The sequence below is a fragment of the Streptomyces sp. NPDC060194 genome (assembly GCF_042728285.1).
GTDB lineage: Bacteria > Actinomycetota > Actinomycetes > Streptomycetales > Streptomycetaceae > Streptomyces.
Genome location: NZ_JBHWZH010000028.1, coordinates 40,711 through 54,550 on the forward strand (window position 1 = coordinate 40,711; position 13,840 = coordinate 54,550).

Consider the following 13,840-nt stretch of genomic DNA (forward strand, 5'->3'; position numbering starts at 1 on the left):
GTTCGGGCGGCACGCGGCGCAGGGGGCCGCGTGCCGTGGAGGTCACGGGCGCCGGAGTGCTTCGGACGCGGCGGTGGCGGCCGGACCGGCGGCCAGCTCGGTCTCCAGGAGCTGCTTGCCGAGGAGCTCCGGGTCGGGGAGGTCCATCGGGTACTCGCCGTCGAAGCAGGCGCGGCACAGGTTCGGCTTGTCGATGGTGGTCGACTCGATCATCCCGTCGAGCGAGATGTACGCGAGCGAGTCGGCGCCGAGCGAGGTGCCGATCTCGTCGATCGACATGCCGTTGGCGATCAGCTCGGCGCGGGTCGCGAAGTCGATGCCGAAGAAGCACGGCCACTTGACCGGCGGGGACGAGATCCGGATGTGGATCTCGGCGGCCCCCGCCTCGCGGAGCATCCGCACGAGCGCGCGCTGGGTGTTGCCGCGGACGATCGAGTCGTCGACCACGACCAGGCGCTTGCCCTTGATGACTTCCTTGAGCGGGTTGAGCTTGAGCCGGATGCCGAGCTGGCGGATGGTCTGCGAGGGCTGGATGAAGGTCCGGCCGACGTAGGCGTTCTTCACCAGGCCCGAGCCGTAGGGGATGCCGGAGGCCTCGGCGTAGCCGATGGCCGCCGGGGTGCCGGACTCCGGGGTCGCTATGACGAGGTCGGCCTCGACCGGGGACTCCTTCGCCAGCCGGCGGCCCATCTCGACGCGCGAGAGGTAGACGTTGCGGCCGGCGATGTCGGTGTCCGGGCGGGCCAGGTACACGTACTCGAAGACGCAGCCCTTGGGCTTCGCTTCCGCGAACCGGGACGTGCGCAGTCCGTTCTCGTCGATGGCGATCATCTCGCCGGGCTCGACCTCGCGGACGTAGGAGGCGCCGCAGATGTCGAGGGCGGCGGACTCGCTCGCCACGACCCAGCCGCGCTCCAGCCGGCCGAGGACCAGCGGGCGGATGCCCTGGGGGTCGCGGGCGGCGTAGAGGGTGTGCTCGTCCATGAAGACGAGGGAGAAGGCGCCGCGCACCTGGGGCAGCACCTCGGCGGCGGCCTGCTCGACCGTGAGCGGCTTGCCGTCGTCGTCCACCTGGCCCGCGAGGAGCGCGGTGACCAGGTCGGTGTCGTTGGTCGCGGCGACCGCGTGGGAGCGGCCCTCGCGCTTGGGGAGGTCGGCGACCAGCTCGGCGAGCTGCGCCGTGTTGACCAGGTTGCCGTTGTGGCCGAGCGCGATCGAGCCGTGCGCGGTGGCGCGGAACGTCGGCTGGGCGTTCTCCCAGACGGAGGCCCCGGTGGTCGAGTAGCGGGCGTGACCGACCGCGATGTGACCCGTCAGGGAGCCGAGGGAGGTCTCGTCGAAGACCTGGGAGACGAGGCCCATGTCCTTGAAGACGAGGATCTGGGAGCCGTTGCTGACCGCGATTCCCGCGGATTCCTGGCCTCGATGCTGGAGGGCGTAGAGCCCGAAGTAAGTGAGTTTGGCGACCTCTTCGCCGGGGGCCCAGACCCCGAAGACGCCGCAAGCGTCCTGGGGGCCTTTCTCGCCGGGGAGCAGATCATGGTTGAGTCGACCGTCACCACGCACAGATGTGAGTGTAGGCGAGATCGACCACTGGTCCGAATTGGGGACGGGGGCGGGTGCTCGGCGGGGGGCGGCGGGGGTCCGGGGCGACGGGGCTGACCTGGGGTTCGTCGGGCGGCCGGGGGCCGGGGTGAGATACGTCGCGGCGGGGTGGGGTGTGGGGCGCGGGCGGACCGGGCGCAGACCGGGCGCGGACCGGTTCGGGGACGTGGGCGAGTTGGGGCGCGGGCTGGTCGGGGGGGCGAGCGGTTGGGGCGTGGGTTGGTCGGGGACGAGCGGTTGGGTCGTGGGCTGGTCCGGGGGGCGCGTCGGTCCGGGGGGCGCATCAGTCCACCGCGGCGACGAGACCCTTGCCGTCGCTGTTGGTGACGGTGAGGACGCCGTCCTCGATGCGGTACTCGGCGGTGCCGGAGAGGGCGTCCATGACGGATCGCTCCGTCGCCATCCGCTCCTCGTCGCAGAGCTTCTTGGTGGTGGTGAGGGGGCCGAAGGTCAGCGTGCCGACCGCGGCCTCGGGGTCCGCCGTCTTCACGGTCGCCGAGCCGCCGTTGCAGCCGAAGTCGCCCTGGACACGGCCGTCGGAGAACGTCAGCCCCGGCGCCCGGACGCCCTTGGGGATGCCCTTGACCGCGGGGCCGGGCGCGAGGGAGGTGACCTTCCAGCGGGTGTCGAAGAGCGTGGCGCCGTTGGGGTCGGGTTCGCCCGGTGCGACGGGGGCGGCGGGGTCGGTCGGGGTCGCGGTGCCGGTGGGTGCGCCGGGCCTGCTGGGGTCGGCGGGTTGCGCGGGGGTGCCGGTCGGGGTGTCCGTCGGGGCGTCCGTCGCGCTTCCGGGGGCCTCGCGCTCGGTGAGCGTCAGCTCGACGCCCTCGCGGGTGAGGGTCAGCCGGTTGCCGTCGATCCCGGCGGTCAGCTTGCCGGTGAGCGCCTCGCGCAGGCGGTTCTCGAAGGCCTGGACCGCGCCTCCGCAGTCCATCTGGGTCGACATCCCCGGCGTCAGGGTGAGCACGTCGTCCTTGATCGTCACCTCGGCGCTGAACCCGTTGCAGCCGTACGAACCCTCGGCACCGCCCTTGCCGTCGAACGAGATCCGCGGGGCGCGGTCGTCGGGTGCGGCGCTCGGCGCGGCGGAGCGCTTGCCGTCGACCGTCATGTCGTCGACGGCCCAGGTCACGCCGGTCAGCGGGGTGTCCGACTCGCCGGTGCGCACGCCGTCGCCGGACTGGGTGCCGCAGGCGGTCAGGGCGAGGAGGCCGAGGGCGGTGAGGGTGGCTCGTTGCGTGTACATGGCGGTTTGACGGAGGGAGTGGGGGGATCGGTTCCGCTCCTGGGCGATCGACCCGGGGGCGGACGCCCCCGGCCCCCCGGCGGGTGCCCGCGGGCGGGAGCGGCGGTCAGGTCAGGAGCGGCAGCAGCGCCGACAGGTCCGCGCGCTCGCCGCTCGCGCTGAGCCGGGCGGTGTCGCGGGCCGTGTGCCAGTCGGTCCGGCCGGTCGCGAGCCGCACCCAGGTGAGGGGGTCGGTCTCCACGACGTTCGGCGGGGTGCCCCGGGTGTGCCGCGGGCCCTCGACGCACTGCACGACGGCGAACGGCGGGACGCGCACCTCCGTCGACGCTCCGGGGGCCTTCGCGGCCAGGGCGTCGGCGAGCAGCCGGGTGGCGGCGGCCAGCGCCTGCCGGTCGAGGGGCACGTCGAGTCCGGCCGCGGTGTTCAGGTCGTCGGTGCGGGCGACGAGTTCGGCGCAGCGGGTGACGAGGAGGTCGCCCAGCCGCATGGCTCCGGCGGGGGTGGCGACGAGGCGCTCGTCGTCGGTCACCTCGTCGAGCGCGGCGGTGAGCCGCGCGGAGGCGCGGGCGAGGAGGTCGGTGAGCGCGGCGCCGCCCAGCGGGCCCGATTCGTCCGGGCGCGCGTACCGGCCCGCCCGGGACGGCCACTCCAGGAGGGTCAGCTCCTGGCGGGCCGGTGCGGGCGACTCCAGGCCGCGGGAGACCTCATCGACGACGGGGGCGATCCCTGCGACCAGCTCGCGGACGGTGGTGTTCCGCGGGCCCGCCGGGTTGCTCAGCCGGTCGTCGCCGAGGCCCCGGACCGCCTCGACGAGGTGCTGGGTCTGCGCCAGGACGGCGGTCCTGGTCCTCGCGGGGTCGTAGCGGCGGGGGCGCTTACGGGTCGGCGGCATGCTGGGAGCGTATGCGGTCGGCGGGGCGTCGGGTGGGCCGGTCAGCGCTCGGGGCGACGACGGCCGGTGGCCCGTCAGTGCTCCGAGCGGGGGCGGCCGGTGGCCGGTCAGCGCTCCGGGCGGTGCTCGGTGGCCGCCACGGGGACGCTGAACACGGTGTCGTTGGTCGGGACGCCGACACCGGTCCACGTGAAGGGAACTCCGCGGGCGGTGCCCAGGTCCGGCCGGTCCATTCGACCGTAGAGGAGGCTTTGCTCAGTCGCCACCCCCGCATCCGCCGCCGCAGGACGACGACGAGGAGCAGGTGGACGTCGAGCAGGCGGGGGACGTGCCCGTCGAGCAGGCGGGGTGCGTGCCCGTCGAGCAGCCGGCGGCCGCCCCGCCCCCGGGGTGGTTGCTCCTGACCTTCTCCGCCCCCTTCTTCGCGCCCTCCGCCTCGGCCGCCTTCACCCGTTCCTGCTCCCTGCGGAGGACGAGCGTGCGGGAGGTGTTCGCCGGACGCCAGCCGTGGAGGCGGTCGCGGCGGGGGGCGGGCAGGAGGACGGCCGCGGTCGCCATGGTGGTGATCCTGGGACCGCGCTGGGCGGCCCACTCGAGTACCACCTCCGCGCCCTCGGACGGGGCCCCGTACAGGAACGCCTCGAAGGGTTCGCTGCGCGGGTCGACGTCGTGGTGCTGCTCGCGCAGCCGCTCCTCCGGTCCGCCGAGCAGCACGGTCGGCTGGGCGTAGGTGTGGACGAGGCGGCGGCGGAAGGCGATCAGCGGCGGTGCCGTGGTGGTGTCGGCGTCGGCGAGCAGCCAGCAGAGCTCCCGGCCGTCCGGGACGTCGTCCCGCAGACCCACGCGGAGGACGGGCTGCGGTCCCCGGTGCAGACGGCGGACGGCCAGCCGGGCGGTGAGCCCCCGGCCGAGCTGCAGGCCACCGGCCACGAGGAGCACCATCGCCAGGAGTTGCTGCCCGATGGCGTCGTACGGGCCGGCGCCTCCGGCCGGGCCGCCGTCGGGCGCGCCGAGATCCTCGGCCAGCCCCCAGGCGAGCAGGCCGACCGCCGCGACGCACAGCGCGGCCCCGGAGAACAGCTGCGCCGTACCGCGCCGGTGGTGGGCGTTCGACAGCTCGCGGGGCAGCTCGGCGCGGGTCCCTCCGGCTGCGGCGAGACCGAGGCGGCGTTGGATGCGGCGGCCGCGCAACCGGACGAGCGAGCCGGCCAGCGCCCACAGGCAGAGCGCGATCACCAGCAGCGACCCGGCCACGCCGGCCGTGTCCGCGGGGTCGAGGCGGAGGAGTCCGAGCAGGCCGTGGGCGCCGACCGGCACGGCGGCGACCGCCGCCGCCCCCGGCAGGTGGCGGAACCAGAAGGGCAGCGCGAGCAGCAGGACGGCCGCGGGGTAGCCGCTCCAGGACGTGCCGGTCCCGGCCTCGTCGGGCTCGTTCCAGGCCAGGAGGACGACCGCGAGCAGGACCAGCGGGACCATGAGCCGGCTCGCGAGGACGGGTGCCAGCGCGGCCGGTGGACGGGCCGCGCTCCAGACGTTCGCGTCGGCGACGGTCCACCGGGCCGCGCCGTCGGCGGGGACGGCGGCGTCCGGCAGGTGCTTCACGGGGTAGGTCACGCGCTCAGTATGCCGACGCGGACCGGCCGAATCGGAGACCTGTGGACAAACGACCCCTTGTGGATAAGTCCGGGCACGACGACGGGGGCGCGTCCCGTGAAGGACACGCCCGCGTGGCGAACCGCACGCCCGCGCGCCGGACTTACGCGAACAGCTCCGGCAGGGTCGCCTCGTGCGCCTGACGCAGCTCGGCCAGCGGGAGGGTGAACTCCCCCTGCACCTCCACCGCGTCGCCGTCGACGACCCCGATGCGGGTGACGGGCAGACCCCGCGCCCCGCACATGTCGTTGAACCGGACCTCCTCGGACCGCGGGACCGCGACGACCGCGCGGCCGGCCGACTCCGAGAAGAGGAAGGTGAACGCGTCCAGACCGTCCGGGACGACCAGCCGCGCGCCGTTCCCGCCGCGCAGGCAGGACTCGGTGACCGCCTGGGCGAGACCGCCGTCGGACAGGTCGTGCGCCGCGTCGATCATGCCGTCGCGCGAGGCGGAGATGAGGATCTCGGCGAGCAGCTTCTCCCGGCCCAGGTCGACCTTCGGCGGCAGCCCGCCGAGGTGGTCGTGCACGACCTGGGACCACGCCGAGCCGCCGAACTCCTCGGCCGTGTCCCCGAGGAGGTACAGCAGCTGCCCCTCCTGGGCGAACGCCATCGGGGTGCGGCGGGTGACGTCGTCGATCACGCCGAGGACGGCGACGACGGGCGTCGGGTGGATCGCGACGTCGCCCGTCTGGTTGTACAGCGAGACGTTGCCGCCGGTCACCGGGGTGCCCAGCTCCAGGCAGCCGTCCGCGAGCCCGCGGGTGGCCTCGGCGAACTGCCACATGACGGCCGGGTCCTCGGGCGAGCCGAAGTTCAGGCAGTCGGAGATCGCGAGCGGCTTCGCACCGGTCGCGGCGACGTTGCGGTACGCCTCGGCGAGCGCGAGCTGCGCCCCGGTGTACGGGTCGAGCTTGGCGTAGCGCCCGTTGCCGTCGGTCGCCATGGTCACGCCGAGGTTGGTCTCCTCGTCGATGCGGACCATGCCGGCGTCCTCTGGCATCGCGAGGACGGTGTTGCCCTGCACGAAGCGGTCGTACTGGTCCGTGATCCAGGCCTTGGAGGCCTGGTTGGGCGAGGCGACCAGCTTGAGGACCTGCTCCCGCAGCTCGTCGCCGTTCGCCGGCCGGGCCAGCCTGCCGGCGTCGTCCGCCTGGAGGGCGTCCTGCCAGTCGGGGCGGGCGAAGGGGCGGTGGTAGGTCGGGCCCTCGTGGGCGACCGAGCGCGGCGGGACGTCGACGATCAGCTCGCCGTGCCAGAAGATCTCCAGCTGGGAGCCCTCGGTCACCTCGCCGATGACGGTGGCGATGACGTCCCACTTCTCGCAGATCTCCAGGAAGCGGTCGACCTTGCCGGGTTCGACGATCGCGCACATGCGTTCCTGGGACTCGCTCATGAGGATCTCCTCCGGCGAGAGCGAGGAGTCGCGCAGCGGCACCGTGTCCAGCTCGACGCGCATGCCGCCGGAGCCCGCGGAGGCCAGCTCGGAGGTGGCGCAGGACAGGCCGGCGCCGCCGAGGTCCTGGATGCCCGCGACGAGCTCCTCGCGGAAGATCTCCAGGGTGCACTCGATGAGGAGCTTCTCCTGGAACGGGTCGCCGACCTGGACCGCGGGGCGCTTGGTGGGCTTGGCGTCGTCGAAGGTCTCGGACGCGAGGACCGAGACGCCGCCGATGCCGTCGCCGCCGGTGCGGGCGCCGTAGAGGATGACCTTGTTGCCGGCGCCGGACGCCTTGGCGAGGTGGATGTCCTCGTGCTTCATCACGCCGATGCAGCCGGCGTTGACCAGCGGGTTGCCCTGGTAGCAGGCGTCGAAGACGACCTCGCCGCCGATGTTCGGCAGGCCCAGGCAGTTGCCGTAGCCGCCGATGCCCGCGACCACGCCGGGCAGCACGCGCTTGGTGTCGGGGTGGTCCGCCGCGCCGAACCGCAGCGGGTCGACGACCGCGACCGGACGCGCGCCCATGGCGAGGATGTCGCGGACGATGCCGCCGACGCCGGTCGCCGCGCCCTGGTAGGGCTCGATGTACGAGGGGTGGTTGTGCGACTCGACCTTGAAGGTCACCGCGTACCCCTGGCCGACGTCGACGACGCCGGCGTTCTCGCCGATGCCGACGAGCATGGCGTCGCTGGCCGGCTTCTTCTCGCTGAACTGCTTCAGGTGGACCTTGCTGCTCTTGTAGGAGCAGTGCTCGGACCACATGACGCTGTACATCGCGAGCTCGGCGCCGGTCGGGCGGCGGCCCAGGATCTCGCGGATGCGGGCGTACTCGTCCTCCTTGAGGCCGAGTTCGGCCCAGGGGAGCTCGGTGTCCGGGGTGTCGGTCGCGTGCTTGACCGTGTCCAGGCTCATGCGCTGACCAGCTTCTTGAGGATGGAGGTGAAGAACCCGAGGCCGTCGGTGCCGCCGGTGCCGATCAGCGGCTCCACGGCGTGCTCGGGGTGCGGCATCAGGCCGACGACGTTGCCCGCGGCGTTGGTGATGCCGGCGATGTCGCGCAGCGAGCCGTTCGGGTTGCCGTCCAGGTAGCGGAAGGCGACGCGGCCCTCGGCCTCCAGCTCGTCGAGCGTGTGCTCGTCGGCGACGTACCGGCCGTCCATGTTCTTCAGCGGGACGGAGATCTCCTGGCCGCTCGCGTAGTCGGCCGTCCACGCGGTGTCCGCGTTCTCGACGCGGAGCTTCTGGTCGCGGCAGATGAAGTGCAGGTGGTTGTTCCGCAGCATCGCGCCGGGCAGCAGGTGCGCCTCGGTGAGGATCTGGAATCCGTTGCAGATCCCGAGGACCGGCATTCCGCCGCGCGCCTGGTCGATGATCGACTCCATCACCGGCGAGAACCGGGAGATCGCCCCCGCGCGCAGGTAGTCGCCGTAGCTGAAACCGCCCGCGAGGACGACGGCGTCGACCTGGTGCAGGTCCTTGTCGCGGTGCCACAGGGAGACGGGCTCGGCGCCGGCCACACGGACCGCGCGGAGCGCGTCCCGGTCGTCGAGGGTGCCGGGGAAGGTGACGACTCCGATGCGAGAAGTCACTTCTCCTCCTCCACGCGGACGGTGAAGTCCTCGATGACGGTGTTGGCGAGGAACGTCTCGGCGATCTCGTGGATGCGGGCCAGGGCGGCGTCGTCGACGGGCCCCTCCACTTCGAGCTCGAAGCGCTTGCCCTGCCGTACGTCCACGATCCCCTTGAAGCCGAGGCGCGGCAGCGCACGCTGCACCGCCTGGCCCTGGGGGTCGAGGATCTCCGGCTTGAGCATGACGTCAACTACGACGCGTGCCACTGGCACTCCCGTGGTGTTTCGGTGCGAAGGCGGTTCCGCCAGCGTACCCGGCCCGAAAATCTACGCGCATAGATATCTTTGCTCCCTTCGGGGCCCCCTCATCACGGTCCGGTAAAACCGCGCGAAAAATCCGGATGCCTATTGCGATCTGACACGCGGACGCAATTCACTGGGCTTCGCAATGCAATGCCGGTCGCTGTACAAAGGAAGTCCACCGAAAACGGCATTGCCCCACTTTCGCCGTACAGTCGGTATCGCCGCACGTCAACGCGGCGAAGCCGGACGAAGGGACCGATATTCATGGCGCAGCGTGTCGTGGTCACACTCTCCGACGACATCGACGGCGGCCAGGCCGAGGAAACGGTTGCCTTCGCCCTCGACGGGAAGTCGTACGAGATCGACCTGAATCCCGCCAATGCCGAGAAACTCCGCACCGCTCTCGCGCCCTACGTGGCGGCCGGCCGAAAGCACAGCTCGGCGGGCAAGACGTATCGGAACGTCTCGGTCGCCCCCGATCCGGCCGCCGTCCGCGCCTGGGCCCGGTCCCACCGGATGGACGTGCCGGCCCGCGGCCGCATCCCGAAGAAGGTCTACGAGGCGTTCGAGGACGCGCACTGAGCGGACCGGCCTCCGCCGGTGCTCCCGGCCGCCGCGCGCGAGGGCGGGCGAGGTGTCCGATGCGAGGGGATCTCTGACGGTCCGTCCGCCTCGCCGGGCGGCCGAGTTGCGCAGCACCCCCGACCGTCGGCTAGAGTCTGGAGCACGCCGAGGGGCGCGGCCGGAAGGCCTCACTCCGAAGCAGCGTGCGGGTGTAGTTCAGTAGTAGAACACCCCCCTTCCAGGGGGGAGGCGCAGTGTGCAATTCCTGTCACCCGCTCCGCATCGCCCCCGACCGGTCCGCCGGTCGGTTAGGCTGGTGCCCGCGCCGTCCGGTGAGAGCCGGCCGGATGCAGTGCGAACGTAGCTCAGCTGGTAGAGCGCAACCTTGCCAAGGTTGAGGTCGCGAGTTCGAACCTCGTCGTTCGCTCCGTTCACGAAGGCCCCGGTCCCACGGACCGGGGCCTTCCTCGTCGTCGGGACCAATACGGGTCCGGACGCGAGCTGCGCGTTCTGACATTTGTCATGGTCGGCGATGACGGCTGTCATCAGCAGTGGTGACAGCTCGCACTGCCGCACGGCCGGACGGGGCGGAACCCTGGAGTCATGACACAGGACGTGATCGAAGCCAGGGAACTCCGGCGGACCTACGCCGGCGGGTACGAAGCGGTGCGCGGCATCTCCTTCTCGGTCGCCCGCGGCGAGCTGTTCGCCCTCCTCGGGACGAACGGCGCGGGCAAGACGTCGACGGTCGAGCTCCTCGAAGGGCTCGCCCGCCCGGCCGGCGGCTCGGTCCGGGTGCTGGGCCACGACCCGTTCACCGAGCGCGCGGCCGTCCGCCCGCGGATCGGGGTGATGCTGCAGGAGGGCGGCTTCCCCTCGGACCTGACCGTCGCCGAGACGGTGCGGATGTGGGCGGGCGCCACCTCGGGCGCCCGGCCCACCGGGGAGGCGCTGGAGCTGGTCGGGCTCTCCCGGCGGGCGAAGGTGCGGGTCAAGGCGCTGTCCGGCGGCGAGAAGCGCCGGCTGGACCTGGCCCTCGCCCTCCTCGGCAACCCCGAGGTCCTCTTCCTCGACGAACCGACCACGGGCCTCGACGCCGAAGGCCGCCACGACACCTGGGAGTTGGTCCGCGCCCTGCGCGACGGGGGCACGACGGTCCTGCTGACCACCCACTACCTCGCCGAGGCCGAGGACCTCGCGGACCGGCTCGCGATCATGCACGGCGGGCGGATCGCCGCCGAGGGCCGGCTGGCCGACGTGGTGGCCGCCGAGCCGTCGCAGATCGCCTTCGAACTGCCCGACGGGTACCACGTGGGCGACCTCCCGCCCCTCGCCCCGCTCGGGGTGACCGGACACGAGACCTCGGGCCGCGTGGTCCGCCTGCGCACCGACGACCTCCAGCGGACGACGACCCGGCTGCTGGTCTGGGCCGAGGAGGCCCGCCTGGAGCTGCGCCGGCTGGATGTCCGCTCGGCCTCCCTCGAAGAGGCCTTCCTGCGGATCGCCCGCCGGGCGAAGGACGAGGAAGACGCGGCCGGCCCGCCGACCGACGCCGACCTTCCCTCCGCCGGTCGCGGCAACCGGCCGGGGACCCCCCGCAACGCCGAGCAGACCACGACGGGAGCGACAGCATGACGACGTCCGCGATCGACACCGACCGGCGCGGCACGCCCCGCCCGAAGCACGGCACCACGACGGCGCCCGGGCGCATCGCCGCCATCGGCCGGTCCGAACTGACCCTGCTGGTGCGGAACAAGACCGCGGTCTTCATGGCCCTGGTCATGCCCGTCCTGATGACCTTCAGCTTCAAGGCCGCGGCCGACGAGATGGACCTGTCGGGCACGGGGCTGAACGTGGCGACGGTGCTGCTGCCCGGCGCGATCGGCTTCGTGCTGCTCTTCGCCGTCTACAACAACCTGACCACGGCGTTCGTGGCCCGCCGCGAGGAGTTGGTGCTCAAGCGGCTGCGCACCGGCGAGCTGAGCGACAACGAGATCCTGTTCGGTACGGCGCTGCCGACGGTGGCCACCGGCCTCGCCTAGATGGTGCTCCTCGGGGTGGGCGGCGCCCTCGTGCTGGACGCGACGGCCCCGGAGCAGCCCTGGTGGCTCGCGGCCGGCGTGCTCGGCGGCATGGTCGTCGCCGCCGGACTCGCCGCCGTCACGGCCGCCTACGCGCGGACGGTGGAGACCGCAGGGCTGACGGTCCTGCCGCTGATGCTTGTCTCGGCCTTCGGCTCCGGCATGTTCGTACCGATGGAGCTGCTGCCGGACGGTGCGGTCCCCTTCCTGCGCTTCCTGCCTCTCTCGCCCGTGGTCGCGCTGATCCGGGAGGGTTGGGCCGGCGGCACGGACACCACGGAGATGCTGCTGCAGCTGCTCGGCGCGGTGGCGTGGTCGGCCGTCGCGGTCATTGCCGCGCGGCGGACGTTCCGCTGGGAGCCCCGCAGGTGAGACGGTCATGACGGCGGCGGTCCGGCCGGCCGGGAAGCGCGGGGAGCGAGGTGTCGGCGACGTGTTGAGGCCCATGGAGGGCTGGCGGCGGCGGAGCAAGATCGAGAAGGTGGATCTCTACAGCCGCGGCACCTTCTACGTGATGCCCTGGGTTCTCCTGATCGGCTGGGTCGGCGTGCCCGTGCTCCTGGCGGTGCCGGGCCGGCCGGGGCCGCTCGTGCTGGCCGGGCTGGTCGTCGTCCTCTCGGCCGTGCTGGCCGGGGCGGGCATCGGGGCCGTCCGGGAGGCGCTGGAGCACTACATGCACCGAGGGCCCGCGCCATGGTCGCGGCTGGCCTGGTGCGCAGGGATGACGGTCCTGCTGATGGGCGCGATCGCCGCATTCCAGGCCGTGGTGGGGTTGGACGACGGGACGGCCCCACTGGGCCTGCTCTTCGCCCCGGTGCCGTTCGCCGTTCCGCTGGCGATGGTGGTGTCGATGCGCGTCTTCGCGCTGGTGTACGCGGTGACGTCGTCGGTGGCGACGGCCCTGCTGGCCGCGGCCGGCGAGCGGGGTGCGGAGCTGCTGGTGGCCCCCGTGATCATGCTGGTGGGGTTCCTGCTCTCGGCGCTGGTCGGCCGCCCCGGCGCCTGGTCGCTGTCGTTGATGTGGGAGCTGGAGCGGGCGAAGGACGCGGAGGCGCGGCTCGCGGTCGCCGAGGAGCGGCTGCGGTTCGGACGCGATCTGCACGACGTGATGGGACGGAATCTCGCGGTGATAGCGCTCAAGAGCGAGCTGGCCGTGCAGATGGCGCGGCGCGGCCGGCCGGAGGCGGTGGACCAGATGGTCGAGGTGCAGCGGCTGGCGCAGGAGGCCCAGCACGAGGTGCGCGAGGTGGTCCGCGGGTACCGCGAGGCCGATGTGAGGATCGAACTGCTGGGTGCGGAGGGGGTTTTGGAGGCGGCCGGGGTGCGCTGCACGGTCACCGGGGCGGATCATCCGAAGCTGCCGGCCGCCGTGCAGTCGGCGCTGGGCTGGGTGGTGCGCGAGGCCACCACCAACGTGCTGCGGCACGGGGACGCCCAGTGGTGCGCGATACGGCTCGACGTCACACCGGCCGGGCCGGGGCGGCAGGGGCGGGCGGTGCTCTCCGTCGAGAACGACGGAGCCCCCGAGGGGCCCCCGGGCACCGGCGGGTCCGGGCTTGCCGGTCTGCGCGAGCGCCTGGCCGCCTTGGGCGGGACGCTGACGGCGGAGCCCGGCGAGCGCGGTACGTTCCGGCTGACGGCCGACGTGCCGCTGGAAGGGGTGGCGGCATGAGCGGCGAGCACGACGGGACCGACCGGGGGCCCGACGCGGGAGCGCGCGCCGCGGAGTCCGGGAAGGCGGCGGGGGCCCGGGTGCTGCGGGTGCTGCTCGCCGACGACGAGCATCTGATCCGCGGCGCGATGGCGGCGCTGCTGTCCCTGGAGGACGACCTGACGGTCGTCGCCGAGGCCGCCACCGGCCCCGAGGCGCTGGCCATGGCCCTCGCGCACCACCCCGACGTGGCGGTGCTCGACCTCCAGATGCCCGGCGCCGACGGTGTGAGTGTGGCCACATCGCTGCGGGCCCAGCTGCCGGGCTGCGTCACCCTGATCGTGACGAGCCACGGCCGGCCGGGGCACCTGAAGCGGGCCCTGTCCGCCGGGGTCCGCGGCTTCGTGCCGAAGACGGTGAGCGCCCAGCGGCTGGCCGAGATCATCCGGTCGGTGCACGCCGGGAACCGCTACGTGGACCCGGGGTTGGCGGCCGACGCCATCTCCGCCGGGGACTCCCCGCTGACCGCCCGGGAGGCGGAGGTGCTGGAACTGGCCGCGGACGGGGCGCCCGTCTCCGAGATCGCCGAGCGGGCCACCCTGTCGCAGGGCACCGTGCGCAACTACCTGTCGTCCGCGGCCGCCAAGCTGGGTGCGGACAACCGGCACTCGGCGGTGCGTCTCGCGAGGGAGCGCGGTTGGGTATAGTTGGCCTCGCACCACGGCGGAGACGCCCGGTGCGATGCGAACGTAGCTCAGCTGGTAGAGCGCAACCTTGCCAAGGTTGAGGTCGCGAGTTCGAACCTCGTCGTTCGCTCCGTTCACGAAGGCCCCGGTC

General features: G+C 73.0%; 12 protein-coding genes, 3 tRNA genes and 1 pseudogene. 8 read left to right on the forward strand and 8 right to left on the reverse strand.

What is annotated here, in order from left to right:
* Positions 1-42: 42 nt before the first annotated feature.
* The 8 genes from purF to purS all read right to left on the reverse strand — a co-directional run bounded on the left by purF (position 43) and on the right by purS (position 8,671).
* A complete protein-coding gene (purF, locus tag ACFWEG_RS09155) occupies positions 43-1,566 on the reverse strand; it encodes an amidophosphoribosyltransferase (RefSeq protein ID WP_387211067.1) in 1,524 nt (507 codons plus the stop codon).
* A gap of 322 nt (positions 1,567-1,888) precedes the next feature.
* Positions 1,889-2,848, reverse strand: a complete 960-nt coding sequence (locus ACFWEG_RS09160) for an META domain-containing protein (RefSeq protein WP_387211070.1) — start codon at positions 2,846-2,848, stop codon at positions 1,889-1,891.
* Between the two features lie 106 nt (positions 2,849-2,954).
* The gene (locus tag ACFWEG_RS09165) at positions 2,955-3,740 is read right to left on the reverse strand and encodes a sterol carrier family protein (protein WP_387211074.1); all 786 of its coding nucleotides are present in this window, start codon (positions 3,738-3,740) and stop codon (positions 2,955-2,957) included.
* Between the two features lie 107 nt (positions 3,741-3,847).
* A complete protein-coding gene (locus ACFWEG_RS09170) occupies positions 3,848-4,006 on the reverse strand; it encodes a hypothetical protein (RefSeq protein WP_387211077.1) in 159 nt (52 codons plus the stop codon).
* On the reverse strand, positions 3,996-5,354 hold the full coding sequence (locus ACFWEG_RS09175; RefSeq protein WP_387211080.1) for a hypothetical protein: 1,359 nt from the start codon (positions 5,352-5,354) through the stop codon (positions 3,996-3,998). Before ACFWEG_RS09175 ends, ACFWEG_RS09170 begins: the two co-directional genes overlap by 11 nt.
* A gap of 142 nt (positions 5,355-5,496) precedes the next feature.
* Complete coding sequence (gene purL, locus ACFWEG_RS09180) at positions 5,497-7,746, reverse strand: phosphoribosylformylglycinamidine synthase subunit PurL (RefSeq protein WP_387211083.1); 2,250 nt, start codon at positions 7,744-7,746, stop codon at positions 5,497-5,499.
* On the reverse strand, positions 7,743-8,423 hold the full coding sequence (gene purQ, locus ACFWEG_RS09185) for a phosphoribosylformylglycinamidine synthase subunit PurQ (protein ID WP_387211086.1): 681 nt from the start codon (positions 8,421-8,423) through the stop codon (positions 7,743-7,745). The genes purL and purQ overlap by 4 nt, the downstream gene beginning before the upstream one ends.
* Positions 8,420-8,671, reverse strand: coding sequence for a phosphoribosylformylglycinamidine synthase subunit PurS (gene purS / locus ACFWEG_RS09190; RefSeq protein WP_387211089.1), 252 nt, complete (start codon positions 8,669-8,671; stop codon positions 8,420-8,422). The genes purQ and purS overlap by 4 nt, the downstream gene beginning before the upstream one ends.
* 300 nt (positions 8,672-8,971) lie before the next feature.
* On the opposite strand from purS, the gene ACFWEG_RS09195 reads away from it, so the two are divergent.
* The 8 genes and pseudogenes from ACFWEG_RS09195 to ACFWEG_RS09230 all read left to right on the forward strand — a co-directional run bounded on the left by ACFWEG_RS09195 (position 8,972) and on the right by ACFWEG_RS09230 (position 13,819).
* Positions 8,972-9,289 carry an Lsr2 family protein gene (locus tag ACFWEG_RS09195; RefSeq protein WP_387211092.1) on the forward strand — a complete coding sequence of 106 codons (318 nt, stop codon included), beginning with the start codon at positions 8,972-8,974 and terminating at the stop codon, positions 9,287-9,289.
* 187 nt (positions 9,290-9,476) lie between these two features.
* Positions 9,477-9,548, forward strand: a tRNA-Gly gene (locus ACFWEG_RS09200).
* 77 nt (positions 9,549-9,625) lie between these two features.
* Positions 9,626-9,698, forward strand: a tRNA-Gly gene (locus ACFWEG_RS09205).
* 176 nt (positions 9,699-9,874) lie between these two features.
* Positions 9,875-10,906: an ABC transporter ATP-binding protein gene (locus ACFWEG_RS09210; protein WP_387211095.1), complete on the forward strand. Its 1,032-nt coding sequence runs from the start codon at positions 9,875-9,877 to the stop codon at positions 10,904-10,906.
* Positions 10,903-11,724, forward strand: a pseudogene (locus tag ACFWEG_RS09215) (ABC transporter permease). The gene ACFWEG_RS09210 and the pseudogene ACFWEG_RS09215 overlap by 4 nt, the downstream one beginning before the upstream one ends.
* A gap of 61 nt (positions 11,725-11,785) precedes the next feature.
* Positions 11,786-13,024, forward strand: a complete 1,239-nt coding sequence (locus ACFWEG_RS09220) for a sensor histidine kinase (protein ID WP_387211098.1) — start codon at positions 11,786-11,788, stop codon at positions 13,022-13,024.
* Positions 13,021-13,710, forward strand: a complete 690-nt coding sequence (locus tag ACFWEG_RS09225) for a response regulator (RefSeq protein ID WP_387211101.1) — start codon at positions 13,021-13,023, stop codon at positions 13,708-13,710. Before ACFWEG_RS09220 ends, ACFWEG_RS09225 begins: the two co-directional genes overlap by 4 nt.
* A gap of 36 nt (positions 13,711-13,746) precedes the next feature.
* Positions 13,747-13,819: transfer RNA gene (locus ACFWEG_RS09230), tRNA-Gly, on the forward strand.
* Positions 13,820-13,840 lie beyond the last annotated feature (21 nt).

Bases quoted from the DNA above. Each gene is read 5' to 3' on its own strand.
- ACFWEG_RS09160 (WP_387211070.1), bottom strand. From the start codon at position 2,848: ATGTACACGCAACGAGCCACCCTCACCGCCCTCGGCCTCCTCGCCCTG.
- ACFWEG_RS09165 (WP_387211074.1), bottom strand. From the start codon at position 3,740: ATGCCGCCGACCCGTAAGCGCCCCCGCCGCTACGACCCCGCGAGGACC.
- purL (WP_387211083.1), bottom strand. From the start codon at position 7,746: ATGAGCCTGGACACGGTCAAGCACGCGACCGACACCCCGGACACCGAG.
- ACFWEG_RS09195 (WP_387211092.1), top strand. From the start codon at position 8,972: ATGGCGCAGCGTGTCGTGGTCACACTCTCCGACGACATCGACGGCGGC.
- ACFWEG_RS09210 (WP_387211095.1), top strand. From the start codon at position 9,875: ATGACACAGGACGTGATCGAAGCCAGGGAACTCCGGCGGACCTACGCC.
- ACFWEG_RS09225 (WP_387211101.1), top strand. From the start codon at position 13,021: ATGAGCGGCGAGCACGACGGGACCGACCGGGGGCCCGACGCGGGAGCG.